Origin of the sequence: Acrocarpospora macrocephala (assembly GCF_009687865.1) — a bacterium.
Taxonomy (GTDB): Bacteria; Actinomycetota; Actinomycetes; order Streptosporangiales; family Streptosporangiaceae; genus Acrocarpospora; species Acrocarpospora macrocephala.
The window spans coordinates 114,766-135,356 of the sequence record NZ_BLAE01000026.1; the positions used below are offsets into that span (position 1 = coordinate 114,766).

At 63.0% G+C, this 20,591-nt stretch carries 13 protein-coding genes and 1 pseudogene; 10 read left to right on the plus strand and 4 right to left on the minus strand.

Annotated elements, in window-relative coordinates; translation table 11 throughout:
* Positions 1–14 precede the first annotated feature (14 nt).
* Positions 15–1,853, minus strand: a complete 1,839-nt coding sequence (locus tag Amac_RS23105) for a DEAD/DEAH box helicase (protein WP_246268594.1) — start codon at positions 1,851–1,853, stop codon at positions 15–17.
* Between the two features lie 15 nt (positions 1,854–1,868).
* Positions 1,869–2,180 (minus strand): annotated as a pseudogene (locus Amac_RS57990) (HNH endonuclease); the annotation flags it as partial.
* 294 nt (positions 2,181–2,474) lie between these two features.
* On the opposite strand from Amac_RS57990, the gene Amac_RS23110 reads away from it, so the two are divergent.
* Complete coding sequence (locus tag Amac_RS23110) at positions 2,475–2,828, plus strand: hypothetical protein (protein WP_155356470.1); 354 nt, start codon at positions 2,475–2,477, stop codon at positions 2,826–2,828.
* Between the two features lie 424 nt (positions 2,829–3,252).
* Here Amac_RS23110 and Amac_RS23115 read toward each other — a convergent pair whose 3' ends face one another.
* A complete protein-coding gene (locus Amac_RS23115) occupies positions 3,253–4,602 on the minus strand; it encodes a hypothetical protein (RefSeq protein ID WP_155356471.1) in 1,350 nt (449 codons plus the stop codon).
* Between the two features lie 616 nt (positions 4,603–5,218).
* Here Amac_RS23115 and Amac_RS23120 point away from each other — a divergent pair.
* The 4 genes from Amac_RS23120 (at position 5,219) to Amac_RS23135 (ending at position 13,842) form a co-directional block, all read left to right on the plus strand.
* The gene (locus tag Amac_RS23120) at positions 5,219–6,469 is read left to right on the plus strand and encodes a helix-turn-helix domain-containing protein (protein ID WP_155356472.1); all 1,251 of its coding nucleotides are present in this window, start codon (positions 5,219–5,221) and stop codon (positions 6,467–6,469) included.
* A 64-nt stretch (positions 6,470–6,533) separates the two neighbouring features.
* On the plus strand, positions 6,534–7,769 hold the full coding sequence (locus Amac_RS23125; RefSeq protein WP_218041235.1) for a restriction endonuclease-related protein: 1,236 nt from the start codon (positions 6,534–6,536) through the stop codon (positions 7,767–7,769).
* Positions 7,766–11,053, plus strand: coding sequence for a hypothetical protein (locus Amac_RS23130; protein ID WP_218041236.1), 3,288 nt, complete (start codon positions 7,766–7,768; stop codon positions 11,051–11,053). The genes Amac_RS23125 and Amac_RS23130 overlap by 4 nt, the downstream gene beginning before the upstream one ends.
* 44 nt (positions 11,054–11,097) lie before the next feature.
* Positions 11,098–13,842 (plus strand): RNaseH domain-containing protein, encoded by a 2,745-nt coding sequence (locus Amac_RS23135; RefSeq protein WP_155356475.1) that lies wholly within the window; start codon positions 11,098–11,100, stop codon positions 13,840–13,842.
* Positions 13,843–13,969: 127 nt separating this feature from the next.
* Here Amac_RS23135 and Amac_RS23140 read toward each other — a convergent pair whose 3' ends face one another.
* Positions 13,970–15,115, minus strand: a complete 1,146-nt coding sequence (locus tag Amac_RS23140; protein ID WP_155356476.1) for an AraC family transcriptional regulator — start codon at positions 15,113–15,115, stop codon at positions 13,970–13,972.
* Positions 15,116–15,199: 84 nt separating this feature from the next.
* On the opposite strand from Amac_RS23140, the gene Amac_RS23145 reads away from it, so the two are divergent.
* The 5 genes from Amac_RS23145 to Amac_RS23165 all read left to right on the plus strand — a co-directional run bounded on the left by Amac_RS23145 (position 15,200) and on the right by Amac_RS23165 (position 20,572).
* Positions 15,200–16,297, plus strand: a complete 1,098-nt coding sequence (locus tag Amac_RS23145) for a Gfo/Idh/MocA family protein (RefSeq protein WP_155356477.1) — start codon at positions 15,200–15,202, stop codon at positions 16,295–16,297.
* A 33-nt stretch (positions 16,298–16,330) separates the two neighbouring features.
* Entirely contained in the window at positions 16,331–17,443 is a 1,113-nt protein-coding gene (locus Amac_RS23150; RefSeq protein WP_155356478.1) for a Gfo/Idh/MocA family oxidoreductase, read from the plus strand.
* A gap of 62 nt (positions 17,444–17,505) precedes the next feature.
* Complete coding sequence (locus Amac_RS23155; protein WP_155356479.1) at positions 17,506–18,399, plus strand: carbohydrate ABC transporter permease; 894 nt, start codon at positions 17,506–17,508, stop codon at positions 18,397–18,399.
* On the plus strand, positions 18,389–19,246 hold the full coding sequence (locus tag Amac_RS23160) for a carbohydrate ABC transporter permease (RefSeq protein WP_155356480.1): 858 nt from the start codon (positions 18,389–18,391) through the stop codon (positions 19,244–19,246). Before Amac_RS23155 ends, Amac_RS23160 begins: the two co-directional genes overlap by 11 nt.
* A gap of 27 nt (positions 19,247–19,273) precedes the next feature.
* A complete protein-coding gene (locus Amac_RS23165) occupies positions 19,274–20,572 on the plus strand; it encodes an ABC transporter substrate-binding protein (RefSeq protein ID WP_155356481.1) in 1,299 nt (432 codons plus the stop codon).
* The last annotated feature ends 19 nt before the right edge of the window (positions 20,573–20,591 follow it).

The following is a 20,591-nucleotide window of genomic DNA, read 5'->3' on the forward strand; positions in this document are numbered from 1 at the left end:
AGCGTTCTCCTCGGTCACAGTTTCAAAGCTGCACGAAGCCTCGCCTCAGCCTGCGCCACAGTGCGGATTTCGGCCGCCTTGATGCCTGCCGCGGTGTTTACCGTTGCGGTCACCTTCATAGCAACCTCGGCGTAGCCATCGCATCCAGGGGGGAAGCCGAGCTTGTACAGGTGCTTGGTGACTGCGGCTGCTGCTTGGGACTTGAGCTCTTCGATCTGCTGCTTCTCCGTCTTGGGGACATGAACGGTGGCTGTCACCTCCGGTTCTGTTCGAGGGGATGTGGTGGTGTCTGGCCGCTCAAGTGCCTTCACGGCGAGGAGGTCGAGAATCTTCTTGAGCTTGGTGGCGTCTTCGCCCGAGTCAACCGCGATCTTGGCGTATTCGATGAGCACCAGGTCGTCAGCCTCTATATCGACGTCGTTGCTGGCTGCTCGGACGGTGGTCGCCTCGGCTGAGGCGATGTAGGAGAGCGGCTGTTGCTGGTCTGGCGCGTCGCGGACCCTCTCTTCTTGCTCTTTGATTTGCCGAAGACCATCCTCTCGCTCGTTGCGTAGTACGTCGAGGAACTGCTGCATGCGGGGATCGTCGGGGGCGATGATCCGGCATGATTGCTCGCGGGCGGGCATCTTGTCCCATACGCGCAGTCCACGTCCCGCCAGCTGCATCAGATGACCGGCGTCACGGTAGTGGGTCAACATGCCGACCACGGTGATCTGCGGGCAGTCGTACCCGATGAATGCCATGCGAACCGTTACCAGGATGTCCATCGGCCTGGACCGGAACTCCTGGAGGGCCTGAGCTGCCGCTGCGCCGTCGGCGGATACGGCAAGCCCTACTTTCAATTCGGGGTACTGGTCCTTCAAGTACCTCATTACGGCCCGCGCTTCGGGTTGCCCCATGCAAGAGATGAGACCTCGGTAGGCCGGGTGGAACTTCTGCTTGTCTTTGACGGCAGCAACCACGTGGTCGGTCAGCGGTTGCCATACCTTCGGCTCCTTCAGCACCTCTGCTAGGTCTTCGGCGTCGTCTGAGAGGTTGTACAGCAGGGTCTGCTCGCCCGCCATCCGCTTGGATGGATCGCCGACGGTATGCCGTTTCACGGCGGCGTTGACGAGTTTCATCTCGAAGGTGCGCAGGTAACCTTCAGCGATGCCGTCTGGGTAGGTGGCTGCCGCGTGTGTGATGAGGGGACGCCGTCCCTGCGCGTTGGGCTCTTCGTATTCTGCAAGGATCAGCGGCTGGTTGTCTGCGCGGTACGCCGTCCCTGTGAGCAGGAGAGTATGACGGGCGTGCTGATGCATCAGGGTTACCAGAGCACCAGCCTTGGTACCGCCGTTGTCGTCCTCGTTCTGGTTGCGGGCGGCACCGCAGAACTGAGCCTCGTCGGCGACAAGTAAGAACCGACCCCGATACTTCCTGGCCCACTCCAGGAAGATGGATTCATTGATAGCCAGTGCGCTGTATGTGGCGACGAAGCCGCTGCCGTGCTCGCTTGGGTTGGTCAGCGGACTCTCGTTGGTCCGATGCCGGATCATGCCAAACCGTCTGGCTGGGTTGAAAAGCAGGCACATTCCGGCAAGACCAGCGACGCTGCCAGGGGCCGAGCTGCGGTGCATCCATCCCGTTTCGCACTGCTGGGCCAAAGCGATCCGGGGGACGAAGACGGCCATTACATCGATCAGGCCTTCCCGGATCAGGCGCGTCGCCAGAGCCTGATAGGCCAGGGTCTTCCCCGAACCTGGGGATGCGAGGACGATCGTGACATCACGGCTACCGGTTCTGATGCCGTCGATGACTGCCTCGCTTACAGCACCCTGAAACGGGCGAGGGCTGAAGCTGTCGACGTAGGCCATGGTTTGTCCTTTGGCTAGGTTGCAGGCTGAGCACAGGGCCTGCCCATTTTCGATAGTCGTCGGGCCCCCGTCGGCCCAGGGGATTCGATGGTCCGCGTGCCATCCCATGTCCAGGTCGGCCCCGCACCTTTGACAGAGCCCCTCGGCCTGGAGGTACAAGATCCGGCGCTGCGTATCGCTGAAGAACCGCCGCGGGTCAAGCTCGACCAAAGTTCCCCCTGAATCCCCTTGGTTAGAAGTAGCTGCTTCGCCTGGCGATATTGCGAGCGTCCGTTCGGATGGGGCGATTCTTGCGGACGGGACCGACAGAGAGTCCTCGTCAGTCACTTCTCGACTGCGACTAATGGATCACCAAGAAGGCCTTAAAGCATTTAAACGGCTATAAGTGAAACCATCTCATGAAATATGATTTCGCTAAGAGCGAATTCGCCAGGCCTGCATTAGTGATCTTCTGGCCTTGTATCAAGGCGTGAGTTCGTGGCCAGGGAAATTGGGCGCAAAATATTTCAATTAGATGCAGGCCATATTTGGTTGGTTGGACATGCATGATCGCGGTGGTAGGTTGACTTCTGGCCGTCCTGTAGGGGGACGGCTTGCACCCGTTCCGATCGGAGGAACAACATGGCACTTAGCCGCATGGCCCAAGAATTCGCTGCCGAGATCAGGCAGCAGGACTGGTCCGACGCTCCATACCGCGCGGATCGCGCTGGTCATCAGAGGAATACTGACAGCTTGTCCAAGCGTAGCAAGGACGTGCTCTCGTCAGTCGAGACCGAAATCCTGCGTATGAACGTCATGTGGGCAACCGCTCAGGTACTGGGTCATGCCGATCCCAACTTCGACATCTATGAGTACGCCGAAGCCTGTGGAGTCAACACCCGCAACTCTCGGGGCGGCAAGAACGGTGTCATCGAAGCCGGCATCCGCAGACACCAAGGTCGCTACCAGCAGCCGGGAACTCTTGATTGGACTTAGGCATCGGAGCGCCTTTCCCCGCGTTCCTTGAATTTCGGCTATCCGGATTGGCGCCATCCCGTGCGCTAGGTACAGAATGCCCGAATAGCCCGCTTTGTCCCGGATTCGTGCATCATTTCTGCTGCATTGTGCCCGGCGCTGAGGTGATCTCGGAGAAATCGATCCGGACAGGCAGCATTTCAGCGGCACAGACGATAAGGCCAGGGGTGACTGACCGAGCAATTCCACGCCCGATCATGGTCACCGAGTGTCTGGCCACATGAGTCACCGGATGATCGCAGTCCAGCATCAGGCGGACGGCTCGTCCTTGAATTCCCGCGAATACCGGACCCTTTGAGCCGTGCAAACTCCTACATTTTGCGGTCGCCCCAACCCTAGTCGGGAGCTGTCCGGAATCCTTAACCCATACCGACAGGGAGGTATCCTACACAGGCTTGGTCATCGGGATCGGCTGGGTGAGGTCGGTTAACCCAGGCGGATAGGGGTGACGCCATCGGAATCCGTCGGGCGGAATAAACGTCTCCAAGCGTTCGCGGTCGTGGGGCATGATGCTCTTGAACAGGGGGTGAGGGGCGCTCTTGGGGTTGCTCTCGGCGAGGTCGGCGAATGCGGCGCTGCCCGTGAGCAGAACGTATCGGCGGTGGCGGCGGCTGAAGAACACATAGTTCGGTTTGGCCCACTTCCAGGCCGACTTCCCCGCACGACTGCGGGAGGAGGTCACGATGAGACGGCCGTCCTCGTGCCACCGGTCGCTGCCCCAGGCATCCAGCCAGATGCGTCGGCCGTCGAAGATCCATTTCACGTCCCAGTCATTTCGGTCCAGGGCAGCGGCATGTTCGTCGAACGCGGCTGGGTGCGGAGGCCGCGGGATTGCCACAGTTGGTCCGTCGGCTTCCTCACACCGGTATCGGGCGTATTCGATGTAATGGGTTTCCATCAGTTGGCGCTCGACAGGCATCATGACCTCGCGAGTGCTGCGCTGATTGTGATGGCGGTGCAGGCGGTTACGTTCCATCAACCGGGCCCGCAGATGAGTGAGGAAGGTGAGCTTGGGAACCCACTCATCAATCGGAGCTTCGTGCCGAGCCTGGATCAGGTGCCGGTCGGGGACAGCAAACCAGTACTTGAGATGCTGATCGACGGCGTCTAAACCAATCCCGGCGAACGTCTGTGTACCTAGCTCGACCAACGCCTCGTACCAGCGATTTAGCACTGCCGGATGTCCGAGGCTGGCTGTGTCGACACGGCGTTGGACGTCGCGGGCTACAAGATCCCGGAACTTCTGGTCGTCCAGATCAAGGAGCCTTTCGATGTCGGGAGTGAGGCGTTCGGAGATATCGATGCCGCTGGACCGGAGTAGCTTGGCGATCAGCAATTCGGCTTCCTCGGCGTGGGCATCCAAAAGCCGCCGTAACGCGCTCGTCTGCGCGGACGTGCCCGATGAAGGACTGTCCAGCCATGTCATGATCAGGTGGGCTTCGGCGCGGCGCTGCCGGATTCGGGCTAGACGCCTGTCGGCGCGGAGGGTGTCGGAGTGCTCGATTCCCAACTCGACCATCTTGCACCACCACGACAACTGGTGATTGCCCTCCTGCACGGCCAAGATCTCCTCCCAAGCCATGCACACCTCAGGTGAGGACAACCACAACGACACCCCGGAGGGGACGCGGTTAAGGACGGCTTCGGCTACAGCTAGCAGGCTGAACGAGTCATCGTCCCCTCCGTACCGGTCGGACAGTTGCGCTGGGGTGATGTTCGGATCCAACTGCGCCACATCGCTCAGTCTCGTTAGATCGTTCATCCCGTCCTCTCGGCAAATCTGCGGTACGGCAATCACCGGCGCTACCGACACCTGGCATCACGGCCCACAGGATCCCGCAGCGCAGACGCCCCCGCAGCCGATATTCGGCTCCGACCTCGCTTATCATGCCGAACTGCTCCGGAGTGGGCAGGCAATTTGGCCAAGGAAAGCCGTGGTTCAAATAGGACGAGATCGGTCGTCTCGAGCACGGCCGCTGCGCTTCTTATTCGGTAGCGGACCGTTGGGTTCAACGGAGAACCGTCATTTGGGACGGCCGAAATTAACAGCAGCCTCAAATTGCCGATCAGATCGTGTCTTCAGCCCGGAAGCGGTCCCTGACCATGAGAGTCGACGATGCGACCGCAGGTGGCGGTGCTGCCCCGATGGGGTCAGTGGAGGCACTGGCGCTGACTTGGCGTAGCCAGACGAGCTCGAATGTCCGGCACGCGTTCCACGTCCGGGTTCCGTGGCCACAGGCGTTGAGCGCGCAGGGCTGGGCAGGGCTCTGGTTTGCCGGGCCCTCACAAGGGAATCGAACTGATAAGCGAAAGCGGCTGGTTTGTTCGCCGGTGAAGTTTATAATGACCATGTGTCTCGACAGCTGGAGCCGTTTGCACCCGGCGTCCTGTCCCTCCACCGGACAGGCGCGGGGATGAGCGTGTCCAGGCTGGCCACAGCCGTAGGTGTCTCGAAGCGGCAGATCATCTACTACGAGCAGGGGTATCACTCGCCGTCACCGGCGCGGTTGAAGAAGCTGGCCGAAGTCCTGGGAACGACGCCACAGACCCTGGCAGGGGTGCCGAGAGGCGAAGAGTCGCTTACCGACTTGCGACGATTCGCTGGCTTGGACAGGGCGCAGGCCGCGCGCCTGTTGTCGAGAATCTTGCCTGGGGTGACAGTGTGGAAGCTGCAGGCGGCGGAGTCCGGCAAAGTGGTGCAGGCATGGGTCGATTCCCAGGTCCTCAAGCAGGTCATAAAGGAATTGGCGGGGCTGTACGGAGTGCCAGTGGGGACCGTTCGCCGGTCCTGGTTGCGCATCTTCCCGCAGCAGGTGCACCTCCTGCGGGAAGAGCAGGCAGATGCAACAGGAGCCAAGCAGCCGGTACTGCCTACGGAGAAAGCCCTTCAGGATTGGAAAGGACTGAACGATCGGCAGCAGGCCTACTTGATCGCCTGCTATCGGGAAGACCAGGAAGCCGAGGCCCATGCCAAGCAGGAGCACGCAGCCGGTCGCGATCCGGGTGGGGCTGCTGTGTGGCGGAAGCTGCCGTTCACCATCAAAGCCGACCCAGCTCTCACCGGGTACACCGCGATCCAGATCCGACTGCGTGAACAGGGGCAGCACGACCCGGGAGCCGGTGCGAGCCTGGCCGCTCTTGCCCGACGCGGCCTGATCGAGTTGAGCGAAGACGAGGCGGAGGTCTTCCCGCTCGGGTTTGTTACCCGGGTACTGGTCGAACTGACCAGGTCCGGCCGGGCATGCGCCCGAGCTGGTCTAGGGGAGAGCGGGCCCATCCGGGCGCCAAGGCAACTGCTGTCCGAGTGGTTGTGGCAGAACCTGGTGAAGGTCGCCACAGCCGGGGCCGAGGGTTTGGCGGAGGCCGGGCTGTGGGGCAAGTCCAGGTTCTTTCTCGGCGTCGGGTTCCGGCCCAGCGGTATCCCCAGCCGTGGCTATGTCAACGCCATTTCGGTGCGCGAGGAGGTCGCGGGCGACTCCTACGTCAAGGAATACCGCTGGCATCTCACTGAGGCGGGCCGTCAGCATCTCAAGCAGTACCTGGATACCTACCGGACGCTGTATCCGCATGTCGACGTAACTGAGCTGACAACAGATCCATGATCAATAATCGCTGAGCGTTCGCGCTCATCTCAAAATGTCACCGCACCCGGCTAGTGTCCCTCGGGTGAATGACCCGCGTTCTCTCGTAAGCACGGCGGGCGTCCGGCACATGGTGATGACTGCCGCCGCCATGGCCGCCCAGGCGCTCACCGACAACGACCGCCCGCCTGATAGAAGACTGGGCACCTTGATGGAGGCCCACGGCCAGATCCTTGCGGCGCGTGGCCCTTTCAACCCTCTGAGCTTCTCAGACTTCCGCGACCTCCTCACCCAAGACCTGGCACTGCTGCTGCCGGAGGACGTGCCCGCCGAGGAGATGCAGGGCGTTCACCTGATCACCCCGGACGGGCAGTTCGACGACGACCTGTATGACTTAGAGCAGGAACAGCGCCTCGTGCTGCGAACGATGGCGCGGATGACGCGGGGCGGCCAGCAGGCGAGCAGCGATGACCTTGAGGCGGAGATGGACCAGGAACGGGCCTACACCGGTCTCAAGAAGCCCCAGGACCAGTCCGTCTACGTCAGCGGGCGTAAAGCCCTGATCGACATGCCTGCTGGCCCGGTCGGTACGGTACGCAAACTGCCACTGCCGAGCAGCGTCGCTGTGTTCTACCAGCCCATCGCGTATGCCGCCACCTACGACCGCTGGTGGTTCGGCTGCCCGATCTGTCGCTGGCCGATGAAGATCTCCGTGCAACAAGCACGCGGGACCAAGACCGGAATCGCCGAGTGCTTCCACCGCCCGCATCGCACCTTCGGCGCCAAGTACCACTTCAAGATCTCCGACACCGGGGCGGCACCGGAACTCAAGCCAGCGTCCTCGGCCCCGTCGTTACCGTCGGGCAACGACGCGGTGCTATTCCCGCAGGTGCGGGCCGCGATCCCCGAGGCCACTCCCGTCAAGGATCACGTGGCGCTGACCCGCGGTGTGTGGCGATGGACCACCGTACCCGGCCTCGTTGAGGTCGCCATGTACGAAGCGCTCAAGGCCCGCGGTCTCAAACCGGAACTGTGGCCTGACCTGGATGCCTACGATTTGCTCGTTGAGGTCGGCAGCGGCCGGCACAAGACAACGTTCCGCATCGACCTCAAGGATTACAGCCACCCGATTTTGCTGGCACAGAAGATCCAAGCCGATGAGGGCGATGCCGGCGGTGCCGACTGGCTTGCTGTTCCCGACTACCGCGCATCGAGTCTGCCGCTGCTCACCCGGGTCTGTGGCGAGTACGGCCTGAACGTGGCCACGGCCGGTGACCTCGGCGCCAAAATCTGCGGGAAGGCAGGCCTGTCATGGGTATGACGACGTTGTCGAAGAACGACGGCGCGATCTGCGCCGCACTGGCCCTGACCGCACATTACTTCCCTGACCACGACGAAGATGGCGCCTTGCTCGGGTCGTTCAAGTACGCCGCGTTCCTGCTGAGCGGCCACTACGACAAATGGTCTCGCTGGCGAGGACTGGCCCAGGAGGAGAAACAGCGAATTGCGGCCGTTCTCGCCCTGGCTCCAGATGACCTCTCCAAGAGCCCGGTGTTCGGCGTCAGGGCCCGCAAGTTACTGATCGGAAACGATCAGAGATCCGCACCATGGCCGTTCCGGCTGGCGGGCGACAACCCGGGGAAGGCAACGGCCGCAGTTCCCATGGTCGGCGGGTCTCTGCTTGCCTACGTGGACCGAACCTTGGATCGGCTCGGCAAAGACCATCGGCGACGACGCCCGGTCAAGCCCGCTACCCCGGGCGAATGGCTGACCGGCACCCGATACGTCACCGGCCACGGCCTGGTTCAAGGCAAAGTCATCATCCCCGACTTCGACACCGATGCCGTCGGGCAGCCACTGGAAGTCATTACTGTCCCCTACCAGCCGGACATCACCATCAAGGTCCCCGAACTGCTGGACGTGGCCGGTGAGATCGATCTGCGCTACCCGGCTGAACAGCGGTACCTGCAACAAGTCCTCACCGATCTGACCCGGGAGCTGAACACCAAGGACAGCATCAAGGCCAGCGAAGCGATCCGTCTGCTGGCGGGACCGATGGAAATCCTGAACGCCCCCACCGGAACCGGCAAGAGCGTGTTCGTTCGAGTCGCCGCCTCCTGGTTCGCGCTCAACGGCATGACCATCACGATCGTGCTGCCGACCGTGGACGCCACCCTCAGCACCGCCTGGGACATTCACGAGGACCTGCAGTACCTGAGCAAACATCACAATCTGCCAAGCCCACCGACGTGCACCCCTTTGATGTCTCCATTCGGGCTGCACGACCGGGCGATGAAAGCCGCCGGCCGAATCGAAGGATCGCTCCTCCAACAATCAGCCAAGTCACGCTGGAAAATCGACCAGCTGTCCTACGGGTGTGCTCTCAAGCCGCTCACCCAGATCAGCCACGCCTACCTGCCCGGAGAGGAGACCTGCCGACAGCTGATCACCCCTCCACCGGGCAAGGGAAACCGCACCTGCCCGTGGATGGCAACGACCTGCGGCAAATTCGAGCAACACCGGCAGGCCATCACCGCCTCCGTCCTGGTGACCAACCACCACAATCTGATGATGGGGAATTTTCCCCTGGGCGTCGTTCTGGAGGGGCGTCTGGTCGCCGACATGAGTGTCGCCGAACTGGTGCTGCGCCGCTCCCACATAGTCATGATCGACGAAGTCGACCAGTTCCAGTCCGTCGCCGTCGGACAGTGCGCCAGCGAAATCGTCCTGGACTCCCGGCACCGGCGCACCGTGCCTCTCCGTCAGTTGGATGAGGAGAAGTCCCGCCTGCCTGTTGAGGCGGTCAAAGACCTCTGCCCGACGATCAGTCACGCCCGCTACCTCGCGGAGTTCCTTCTGGCGGGGATCTGCACCGACGACATCCATCTTCGTCATTACGAGGGAAGCGGCCCCGCCCGAGACCGGCAAGGAGTGAACACCACCGGCTGGCACCTGGCCGGAGGCCGTGACCGCAGGCTGATCAAGCTCCTGTTCCCCGATGCAGGCATCACCAACGACCAGGAGATCCCCAGGGAACTGTTTGACAAGCTCAATGCGCTTCATCCCGTACAGCCCGGCTCCAGCGCAGACGCTCGGCCTCGCGACAGCAAGGGAGTTCAACTGTGCGTCCACCTGAGTAAGGTCAGAGATCTCCTGGAAAAGGTCCTGGCACCGCGCGGCGAAGATCTGCTCACTCAGGTGAAATTGGACCTGGACGAAGCGCTGACGAAGATCGTCACCGACCCGCACGAACGCAGCGAGGCAATCGAGCTCCTGCTCGTACGGACCTGGCTGAGCGAACTTGACGAGGCCCTGGCTCTCCTGCGCGCCAAGACCGCACAACTGCGCTCGGTCGGAATGCAATCAGCCCGTGAACTCGCTGAACGACTCGAATCGAAAATCGGCAGGAACATCCTGCCGTACGGGATGCTCGGCGGAGCAATCATCGGATACCGCGTCACCGGCCTGGACGACCCCGGCAAGAACGCCGAACTCACGGCGCAGTGCATCACCGGCGACCCACACACCTACACCGCCCAGTTGGGCAGCATCCTAGCCCTCGCCCTGGCCGGAGTAGAGCGCCCCGTCATGGGCCTGTCGGCCACCGCCTACTTCCCCCAAGCAGTCCGCGAGCACGTCCACACCGAGGTCAAGTGGTGGATGACCGACGCCGCGCCTGACAGCATCCGCGCGGAACGCCACATGATCACCGACGCGGTCACCAACCGAGCCATCCAGATCTCCGGCATCCCGCAAGCCCTCAAACGCCAAGCGCTAATCGCCCTCGGCGAGCGGCTGTACGACACCGTCATCCATGACGAACTCAGCCGGATCAAGCGCAATGATCCCGACCGGGCCCATGCCGCCGTAGTTGTGAACTCCTATGAGCACTGCCGGTATCTGGCCACCGGCATTCACAACGCCGGCCGGTTCACCGACGGTCTCTGCGTGGCTGTGCCAGCCGACGCAGGGCGACGTGAGCAGCTACGACGTATCGTCCCGCTGCCCCCAGGGATCGTGGAACTAATCCCGGATGAGTTCGAGACCTTCCCCACACGCGGCAAGATCCTCATCGTGCCGATGGCACGGATCGCACGTGGCTTGAATATCGTCATCGGCACCAAGTCAGCGATCACTCCGGTCTACCTATGCACTCGACCGCTGGCCCTGCTCACCGATCCTCCCGAGATGTACGCCAGTGTCAACGCCGCCGGACTGCGGGCACTGCCACTCCAGCCCAGCGAGGACCCGATCACAGCCCTGGCGGATGCACGGCAGGCCGCCTGGGAACGCCTAGGGATCATCATGCGGTCGGCGCCCGGATTCGTCGCCGCCCGTCCCGAACTCCAGGAGGAGATCGTCGCAGGCATGATCGTCGACATGATCCAACTCGCCGGGCGAGCACGGCGAGGCGGCACCGACATGACCCTGCACCTCGTCGACTACGCCTTCCACGAAGACTCCTGGCAATCCGATCTCGCCAACATCCTGCGACGCATGTACGACGGCTGGCATCCTGAAATACGCCGCCAAATGAACGCGATTTACCGCGAGGCGCTGGCCGCCTTCCTCGCCTATGCCGGCATCGATATCAGCGACGAATAACCGCTGCACCCTGTCCCTGGCTTCCCCAAGGAGAGCAAAAGCATATGCCCGCGAAACTCCGTCGGCACCTGGACATGCTGGCCTATCGATGCACCCCTCGGCTGCTCGGGGACGCCGCCGTCTACCTCCGCGAATTCGACAAGGGTGTCCTGTCCATGTGGCGCATGCTGGACCGCGACTACCGGACTCGAATGAACAACGAGGAGGCACAAGCCCCCTACTCCATCGCCACGAACGCACTGCGCTTCATGACCGGCGGATACGCCCACCTCGACACCGACCGCGGCTACCTCGTCACCCGCGAACCCATAGACGACGACCTCTTATGCGACACCTTCACCCTGTTGACCAGGCTGGCAGCCGGATACCATATCGACGCCATCGACCTGCGTGATCCCAGCAGCCTCGCAACCCGCATCGCCGAGACTCCCCAGCAGTCGCGGTTGCTGGCCGACTACCTCCGCAAGACCGAACACAGGCAACCGGACGCATGGCCTTGGGTATACCGCTGTGCGACCTGGGACCTGGCTCGCGAGTTGAGCCGACATGTGTGGGAGGTCGACGGCAAGGAGATCACCTTGCGGCCAGACAGCCACGGCGGCTTCATCGCCTGGGATCACCCCTGGTCGGACAAGACCGGGACCGCGCACTCCCTCGCCCGCTGCCGCATGCTCATGAAGACCCTGCCAAACATTTCCGACCCGGTCATCCTGCTGTCTGCGGCCGCCACCCGCATCCAGAGCGGCATGGCCTATGCCAGGACTGCCCTGGTCGAGCAAGCCGACCCCGAACTCCCGATCATCGCAGTCGAGATGGCCGGCCGCGGACGCATCCGGACGATCCACCGGTTGACCTTGGAGACCCTCGCCAAACTCAAAGTTGATCATTCAATTCTTCAGGGCATCCAAGACCGGGTCGACCAAGAGGAAAACGCAAGGCAAGAAGCGGAGGAGAAAGGCGAAGATCGCTGGTACGCGCCGGGGGGACCCCTAGGGCGCATCCGGCCAATCCAAGGAAAACGCTTCAAGTTCCCGATCGGAACCGGCGTCGGCCTGTTCTTCGAACGTGAACTCGACCGGCACTTCCGTGAAGTGTTCGACGACGCCGCGATCAGCCCCCGCGTCGTCATCGATACCGTCCAAATGAAGCAGCGCAAGCAGGCAGACATCCTCTCCACCCCCGACGAGGTGGCCCGCTCGCTGCGCACCATGGGATACAGCCACCTGCGCTTGGTCTGCCTGTGGTACAAGGACGAGAACCGGCAACGCATGATCAGAGGCCTCTGTAAGGCCTATGGTCTCGACCCAGCGCAGATCGACCCCGCCGAAGGGGTGCCGATCCCGTTACTCCCCGACACGGTCAGCGTCGTCTTCCACGAGGTACCGACCTTCCTCAAGCATGGGCCTGACTCCGGACGGGAAGCCGACCTCGCCGACATCACCTCCTTGAAGAAGACGCCCGGCACGCTAGTCGGTGTCTGGGCCGAGACGGAGTGGGATGGCCAGGACGACGAGGAAGATCCAGAAGAAGGTGGGCAAGAGCCGAACACCGAGCTGCAGGACGCCTCCGTACCGCAGGCTTCGAACGGCAAGCCAAGTGAGAACGAGGACGCCAAGCACCGCAGCCGCCGCACGCTCGCTGACCTCGGAGTCGCCTCTCAGTTCATGAAAGATGCCAACAGGCGCGCAACAGGCCCGGACCATCCGGCAATATACGCGCAGTTGGACCTAAGCCGGAGCCTGGGCATCATCGACCGGCGCATCGACAACGTCATGGTCGACGCTATCGGACCGTTCCCAGCCGACGGGGTCGCACATTGCGCGATCCATGTCCGCCGCCAGAGCAAACGTCGCGGCGAGAGGGCTGCGAAGATCTGCATCACCGCCACAGTCCTCAAGCCGCCCGCTACGACAGGCGATGCCTGGACGCTGCATGGTTGGAGCTACACCGACCGGCGCTGGCAGCCCTACGGCCAAGCCCAAACCGCTTTTCACGCCCGGGACTATCCCGATGGGAAGTTGACCGAACTTCTCGACGACAACAGAGGCTACAAAGTCGTCGCGAGCACTATCGATCAAGCCCTCAACGATCTCGCCCGCTACCTCGATGGCATCCCCTACACCGTCACCGTCGACGGGACGGCCACCCGCCGCTTGTGGGATGGCCTGCATAACAACAAGCAGGGGGAGGCAGGCAAGCCCGGCACGACCTGGCTCCCTGGACACACGCTGAAACCCAGGTACCAGCCGATCGCGGTGATCCGACTCAACAAGGACACCGAAGAGACGCCCCGACCCTTCGGGGCAACCTGGATCGACGAGGAAGAGGAGATAGACAAGAAGGACACTGCCACCAGCTTGTTCCGGATCGAAACCGACTTCGGTCACCCGGCCTGGCTTCTGGTCACGGTCCCACCCCAGTTCGACGGTGCCAAGACCGGACGGCTGGGCAAGAAGAACACCCGGTGGACCGCCGACCATGGTTCAAACATCGAAGGACAGCTACGCAAGAACGAGGTCGCGGCGAACTGGTACGCGATGACCGCCACCGAGATCTATGTGATCCCGCTCAGGGACGATGTTCCACCGCAACCACTCGCCCGGATGACAGCCAGACTCTGCCACCAGCCACTGACCTGGTCTAACCGCACCCGCTACTGCGTGCACCTGCACGCCGCCCAGAAGATGGACAAAGACCACCCGCAGTACCGGCGCTCCGAACTGCCCGATAACCCAGAAGCTGATACTCCGGACGACTTCACGACAGGCGAAGAGTTCGTCGCTGATTGAGGGAGACAGCATGGACGAACTCGAAGCACGGCTTGCCGCCCACCTGGGCTTTGCCGGAGAGCACACCAGCTAAAGCATGCGCCGGGCCGCCGCAGGTCGAGGTTCTGCGCACCTGCTGGCTAGCGAGTCATTTCGCAAGGCGTCGATACTCGGAGGGTGTCTTTCCGGTGTGGCGCTTGAAGGCGACGCTGAGGTACTCGACGTGCGTGAAATCGAGGCGGTCCGAGATCTGCTGCAGGGTGAGGTCGGTGCTTGACAGCAACTCGGTGACCCGGGTCATGCGGGCGCGTGTGATCTCGGCATGGGTCGTCCTGCCGATGGTGTTCAGGAAGCGTCGATCCAGAGCGCCCCTCGACAAGCCGACGTGCCGGCGGACCGTGTCGGTGGAGATGTTTTCGTGGGCGTGCTGCCGGATAAAGCGTAGCGAGCGTGCGACGAGGACATCCTCGACCGACAGGACGTCTGACGACTGGCGTGTCACGACACGCAAGGGTTTGAGGAGTTGTTGCTCTGGCGGTACCTCGGCTCCGTCCATCATCTCGTCGAGCAGGCGCGCGGCGAGAAAGCCCGCGCCTCGTGCGTCCGGCTCGATGCTCGAGAGTGGGGGTGAGCTGAGGTTTCCGATCAATTCGTCGTTGTCGACCCCGAGCACCGCGACTTCATCGGGTACGGCTACCCTGGCGATCTTGCAGGCCTCGAGCACCTCCAAGCCCGCGATGTCGTAGCACGCCATCACGCCGACGGGTTTCGGAAGCGAGGCGATCCACTGGGCAAGGCGGCTCCGGTCGATGGAGCACCTTCCGGAGGGGGTCATCGCGTACTCGAAAGGGGTTGCCCCACGTTCGAGGACGAGCCGTCGGTACGAGGCGCCGCGGTGCTGTGACCAGCCGAAGCGTGGATCGCCGCAGAATGCGAAGTTCCGCAGGCCGCGCTCCGCGAAGTGGTCGATCGCCCAGGAGGCGATCGACGCGTCATCTGTCTCCACGCCTGGAAGCTCCGGCGCCAAACGGGCGGCGCTGAGGTCTACCGTGGGCAACCCCAGCCGGCGGACGATGCCGACGCACTCGCGGTTCTCTATCCGCGCCAGTATCCCGTCGCCTTCCCACTCCTCGAGCCACGAATAGTCGATCTCGAGGCGGCTGTGCTCGGCGAAGTACATCGACCAGTCGGGTCGGACCGCGACGAATCGCCGTACGCCCTCCAGCAGGCCCCGTGCGTACTGGTTCGACGTCTCGATGATCAGCGCCACCTGGCGTGGTTGCGAACTGCGCATGTGAGAAATCTAAGCCACCATGCGAAATTTCGCATGGTGGGTGAACATTCCCGCTCCTAGCCTCGTCCATGAGGAGGCAACAACATGACTCGAAAGACACGGATTGCTATCGCGGGGCTTGGTTTCGGCGCGGAGTTCATCCCGATCTACCAGGCGCATCCGGCGGTCGAACTTGTCGCACTCTGTCAGCGCACGGAGTCGAAACTCGAAAAGGTCGCTGATCATTTCGGCATCGCAGGTCGTTACACAAGCTTTGAAGCGATGGTTGAGGACCCTTCGATCGACGCTATCCACATCAACACGCCGATTCCCGATCATGCATCTCAGTCAGTGCTCGCGCTCCGCGCGGGAAAGCACGTCGCGTGCACCGTCCCCATGGCGTCGACGCTCAACGACTGCGTGGCGATCGCGCAGGCTGCCGAGGACTCCGGCAAGAACTACATGATGATGGAGACGGTGGTCTACTCGCGTGAGTTCCTCTACGTCCAGCACCTGCGCGACGAGGGCCTGCTCGGACGTATCCAGTTCATGCGCGGCTCGCATTTCCAGAATATGGCGGGGTGGCCGTCGTACTGGGAGGGTCTCCCGCCAATGCATTACGCCACCCACGCCGTCTCCCCTGTCCTCGCGCTGCTCGGCAAACCTGCCGCGAGCGTGACCTGCGTGGGCTCTGGGCGCATTTCCGACGAGCTGATGGCCCGGTACGGATCCCCATTCGCCGTGGAGAGCGCGCTGGTCGATGTCGTGGACTCCGACGTGAAGGCAGAGGTGTCCCGGGCACTGTTCGCCACCTCACACGAGTACGTCGAGAGCTTCGACGTCTTCGGCAGTAAGGCGTCGTTCCGGTGGGCGGCGACCGAGGCGGGCGCCCACGTACTGCATGTCGACGACGTTCCCCAGCCGGTGGAGGTGCCCGACTTCGCCGCTATGCTCCCTGAGGAGATCCGTCCCTTCACGACGAGCGGCGTGTACTCCGAGGAGAACGAACATCTGTCGTTCATCCAGGGGAGCGGCCACGGCGGCTCGCATCCCCACCTGGCGCACGAGTTCGTCTCCAGCATCGCCGAGGGGCGGCCCGCGCGGATCGACCACCTAGTCGCCGCGAACTGGACGTCAGTGGGCCTTCTGGCGCACGAGTCCGCCTCGCGCGGCGGCGAGAAGATCCACATTCCGGCCATCTGATACTGCCTCCTTACCACGATTGAGAGAGAAACCATGCGTGTAGGAATTCTGGGTTGCGGTTACATCGCACAGTCTCGTCATCTGCCGGCGATCCGCGAGATCGCCGGGATCGAGCTTGCCGCCCTTTGCGACTTGTCGGCCGGCACCCTGCAGTTGGTGGCGGATTACCACAACGTCGCGACCCGGTACACGTCGTACGCCGAGATGCTCGCGGACGACACTCTTGACGCGATCGGCGTGCTCAGTTACGACCACGCCGCCGACATCCTGGCCGCATTGCGGGCGGGCAAGCATGTGATGACCGAGAAGCCGCTGGCGTTCACGGTCGGCGAAGCCGAGGAGATCAAGGCGGTTCTCGCTGAGAATCCCGATCTGGTCCTGCAGGTGGGATATCAGAAACTGCACGATCCGGCCGTCCTCTGGCTGGCCGACAAGGTGCGCGGCGTCGCGCCTCGTGCCGTGGAGATCCACGATTACGGCGCCATCCTCGCGCGCGTCCGGGGTGACTTCGGTCCGATCTTCCGGGTCGATGATCTTCCTGATGTGGGCGGCGCGGCGGTGCGCACCACTGTCGCCGCGACGGGGAAGGCGGCTCAAGTGAACCCGGACGTCGCCAGCCGGATCGCCGCGACCTTGCCGGCGACCCACGCGTCCTTCGTCGAGACCTACCTGACCGGTCTCATGCTGGGGTCGCACGACTTCAGCGTGCTCAATTTCTGCTACGGGATGCCCCGGCAGGTGCTCTTCGCCCACACGACCGGGCCGAAGCATCTGCAGGCGGTGCTGGAGCTCGAGAACGGCGCCCTGTGCAACGTCGACCTGCAGCTGGGGACCAGCTACGGCTGGTGGGACGAGCGCTTCTCGGTATACGGCGACGACGACCAGGTCGATCTTCGCTTCGGCAACCCGTTCCTGGCCTTCTCGGGCACCGAGATCGTCACCCGTTCGACCGTCAACGACAATGACCGCACGCTCGCGAGTTCGTACCGCGGCTACGAGGACGGTTTCAAGAACGAGTGGATCCACTTCCGTGACGCCGTCGCGGGGGAGGTAGCTGTCCGCTCGACCGCCGACATCGCCGCCGACGACATCCGTCTCGTGCGTGACATCGTCACACGATTGCCCGTACCTTCAGCAGGCTCGTGACCGTGCCAGCCCTCCGCAGCCGTAGGAGGCGGCTGAGTACGAAATCTCGGCAGGACCGGCGAATGGCCGCGCTCTTCCTGGCGCCGTGGGCCATCGGCTTCCTCGTGTTCACGCTCGGCCCGCTGATCGCCTCGGGGTACTTGTCGCTCACGGACTACGGGCTGCTGAGCGCGCCCGAGTTCGTCGGGTTGTCGAACTACGCGAAGATGCTGGCGGACGATCCGCGGTTCATGAAGTCGATCGGCGTGACGGCGCTGTATGTGTTCGTGAGCGTCCCGGTGACGCTGGTGGTCGCCTTCCTGGTCGCGATGCTCGTGAATGATCGTCAGCGCTCTTCGAAGGCCGGCGGCAAGCCGCGCCGAAGCCCCTTGTTCGGCTTCTACCGGGCCGCCTTCTACCTGCCCTCGCTCATCGCGGCCAGCGTCGCGGTGGCGATCCTCTGGGTTCGGCTGTTCGCGTACGACGGCATCGTCAACGACCTGCTGGCACCGTTGGGCCTGTCACCGGTCGCCTGGATCGGCCAGCCGGGGACCGCCATCTGGACGATCATCTTGCTGTCGGTGTGGTCATTCGGCTCGACGATGGTCATCTTCCTCGCGGCGCTCAAGCAGGTGCCGGCCGAACGATACGAAGCCGCCGGCATCGACGGTGCCGGGATGTTGCGGAGGCTGTGGCACATCACGCTGCCGGCGATCAGCCCCATCATTCTCTTCAACGCGGTGACCGTTCTGGTCAACGCGCTGCACTCCTTCACGCCCGCGTACATCGTGTCCAACGGGACGGGCGGCCCGGCCGACTCGACCCTGGTCTTCGCCCTGTATCTCTACGAGCAGGCGTTCAGGGATCTCAACATGGGTTACGCGTCCGCCATGGCCGTGCTCATGCTGCTCGCCCTCGCTGGAATCACAGCGCTGATCTTCGCCAGTTCCAGAGTGTGGGTCCACTATGAAGACTAGCTACTCCACGACGGCAGCCCTGTTCCACCCGCGCCCGCGTGCGGGCAAGGCCGCGCGCCACCTCCTGATCTGCCTGCTCCTTATATTCCTCCTGTACCCGCTGGCGGTCCTGCTGCTCGCGTCGTTCTCCGACGGCGGCGTCATCGGCTCGCCGGGAGGCCTGACACTCGAGAACTATCGCGCAGGGTGGCAGGGCGATGGCGGTTCGGGTTTCGGCAGGTACTTCGTCAACTCGTCCCTGATCTCGTTGGCGTCCATCGTCGGCACGCTGCTGTCGTGTTCGCTGGCGGCCTACACCTTCGCACGCATCGACTTTCCCGGCCGTCGCGTCCTGTTCGCGCTCATGATCGGTACGCTACTCCTGCCAAAGCAGGTCACCGTCGTGCCGCAGTACGTCATGTTCAACACGCTCGGGATGGTCGACACTTATTGGCCGCTCACCATTACTCACTATTTCGCGGTCGATGCCTTTTACACCTTCCTGATGGTGCAGTTCATCCGCGGCATCTCTCCGTCGCTGGACGAAGCTGCCCGCATCGACGGGTGCGGTCACTTCGGAATCTTCTTCCGCATCATCGTGCCGTTGAGCTTTCCGGCTCTCGCGACGACGGCCGCCTTCTGTTTTATCCATAGCTGGAACGATTTCCTGGGCCCGCTGCTCTATTTGAACGACCCGGGCAGCTTCACCGTTCCGCTGGGTCTCCGGCAGTTCATGGATTCCACCGGGAACTCCAATACCGGTGGACTCCTGGCCATGTCGGTCTTGTCCTTGGTGCCGCTCATCGCGTTCTTCGCGGTGGCCCAGCGACTGATCACCGAGGGCATTTCCACTACCGGGCTGAAGTGAGTCCGAAGCAATACGAAAGGTAAGAACATGAAGGTGAGAGCCATACGCATCGCAGCCGCCGCCGCGGCCGTGGTGCTCAGCACGGGCCTATTGGCCTCGTGCGGTTCGTCCGATCCCGAGCCGAGCAGCGTCAGCGCGGACGACGTCGCCGGCAATATCCGATTCTCTTGGTGGGGGTCGGAATCGCGCAACGCGCGCACCAATGCGGTGATTGATCTGTTCCAGAAGAAGTTCCCCGTCAAGGTCGAAGGCGAGCCCGTCGACTATCTGAAGTACTTCGAACGCCTGAACGTCCAGGCGGCCGGTGGCAATATGCCGTGCGTCACGCAGATGCTGACATTCGGCCTCAACGACTACGCGAGCAAGGACCTCTTCCTCGACCTTAGCGACAGCAAGCTCCTGGACCTCAGCACCGTCGACAAGGGCGTCGTCGACAGCCTTCGCGCGGACGACGGAGCGCTGTACATGGCTCCGTACGGAATAGCGCCGTCCGTAATTGCCTACAACACTGCGATGGCCGACAAGTACGGCATCGACATTCCCGGCAATAGCATGACTTGGGGAGAGTTCTTCAGCTGGATGCGTCAGGCGCAGCAGAAACTGCCGAAGGGCGTCTTCGCGATGGACTTCCCCTACAACACGCCGGTCGAGGTCATCACCTACCTCGGCAGCCGGGGGCCGGTCTTTACAGCCGGCAAGCCGGCATTCCGCGCGGAGGACCTCGCAGGGTGGTTCTCCACCTGGCATGAGCTCATGGACGAGGGTGTCGTCCTCCCCGCCGAGCGCATCACCGATTACACCGGCTCGCACGAAGACAGCGCGATGGCCGCGGGAGTCGCGTTCGCCAGCGCCCGCCCCGCCAACGCTCTCGGCGCGATCGCGAACGGGCTCAAATCGCACGGCCTCGCGCCGGACGTGGGTTACACGTTGCTGCCGGTCGCCGACGACGGTAAGGCCACCGACCTCCTGCCGATCAACGGACTGTCGATCCCGAAATCCTGCGACAACGTCGCCTCGGCGATGGCGTTCATCAACTTCTGGATCAACGACGCGTCCGCGAACGAGGCGTTCGCCGCCGACAACGGGGCTCCGACGGTGGCCGCGTACCGCGGCAAGCTCCAGGACGCGCCCGAGACAGGTGCGTCGACGAAGGACATGATCAAGGTCGCCAGCGAGGTCGTCGATCGTGGCAGCCTCGCCGTCGACCTGCCCCCGAAGTTCCAGACGACGTTCTTGGACGCGTATCGCCGAGTTGCGATCAGCGCCTTCACCGGTGCCACCTCGGCTGAAGCCGCCGCGGAGGAGATAATCAGCCGCATGCGGTAGCGGGTATTCGGGGCACTCC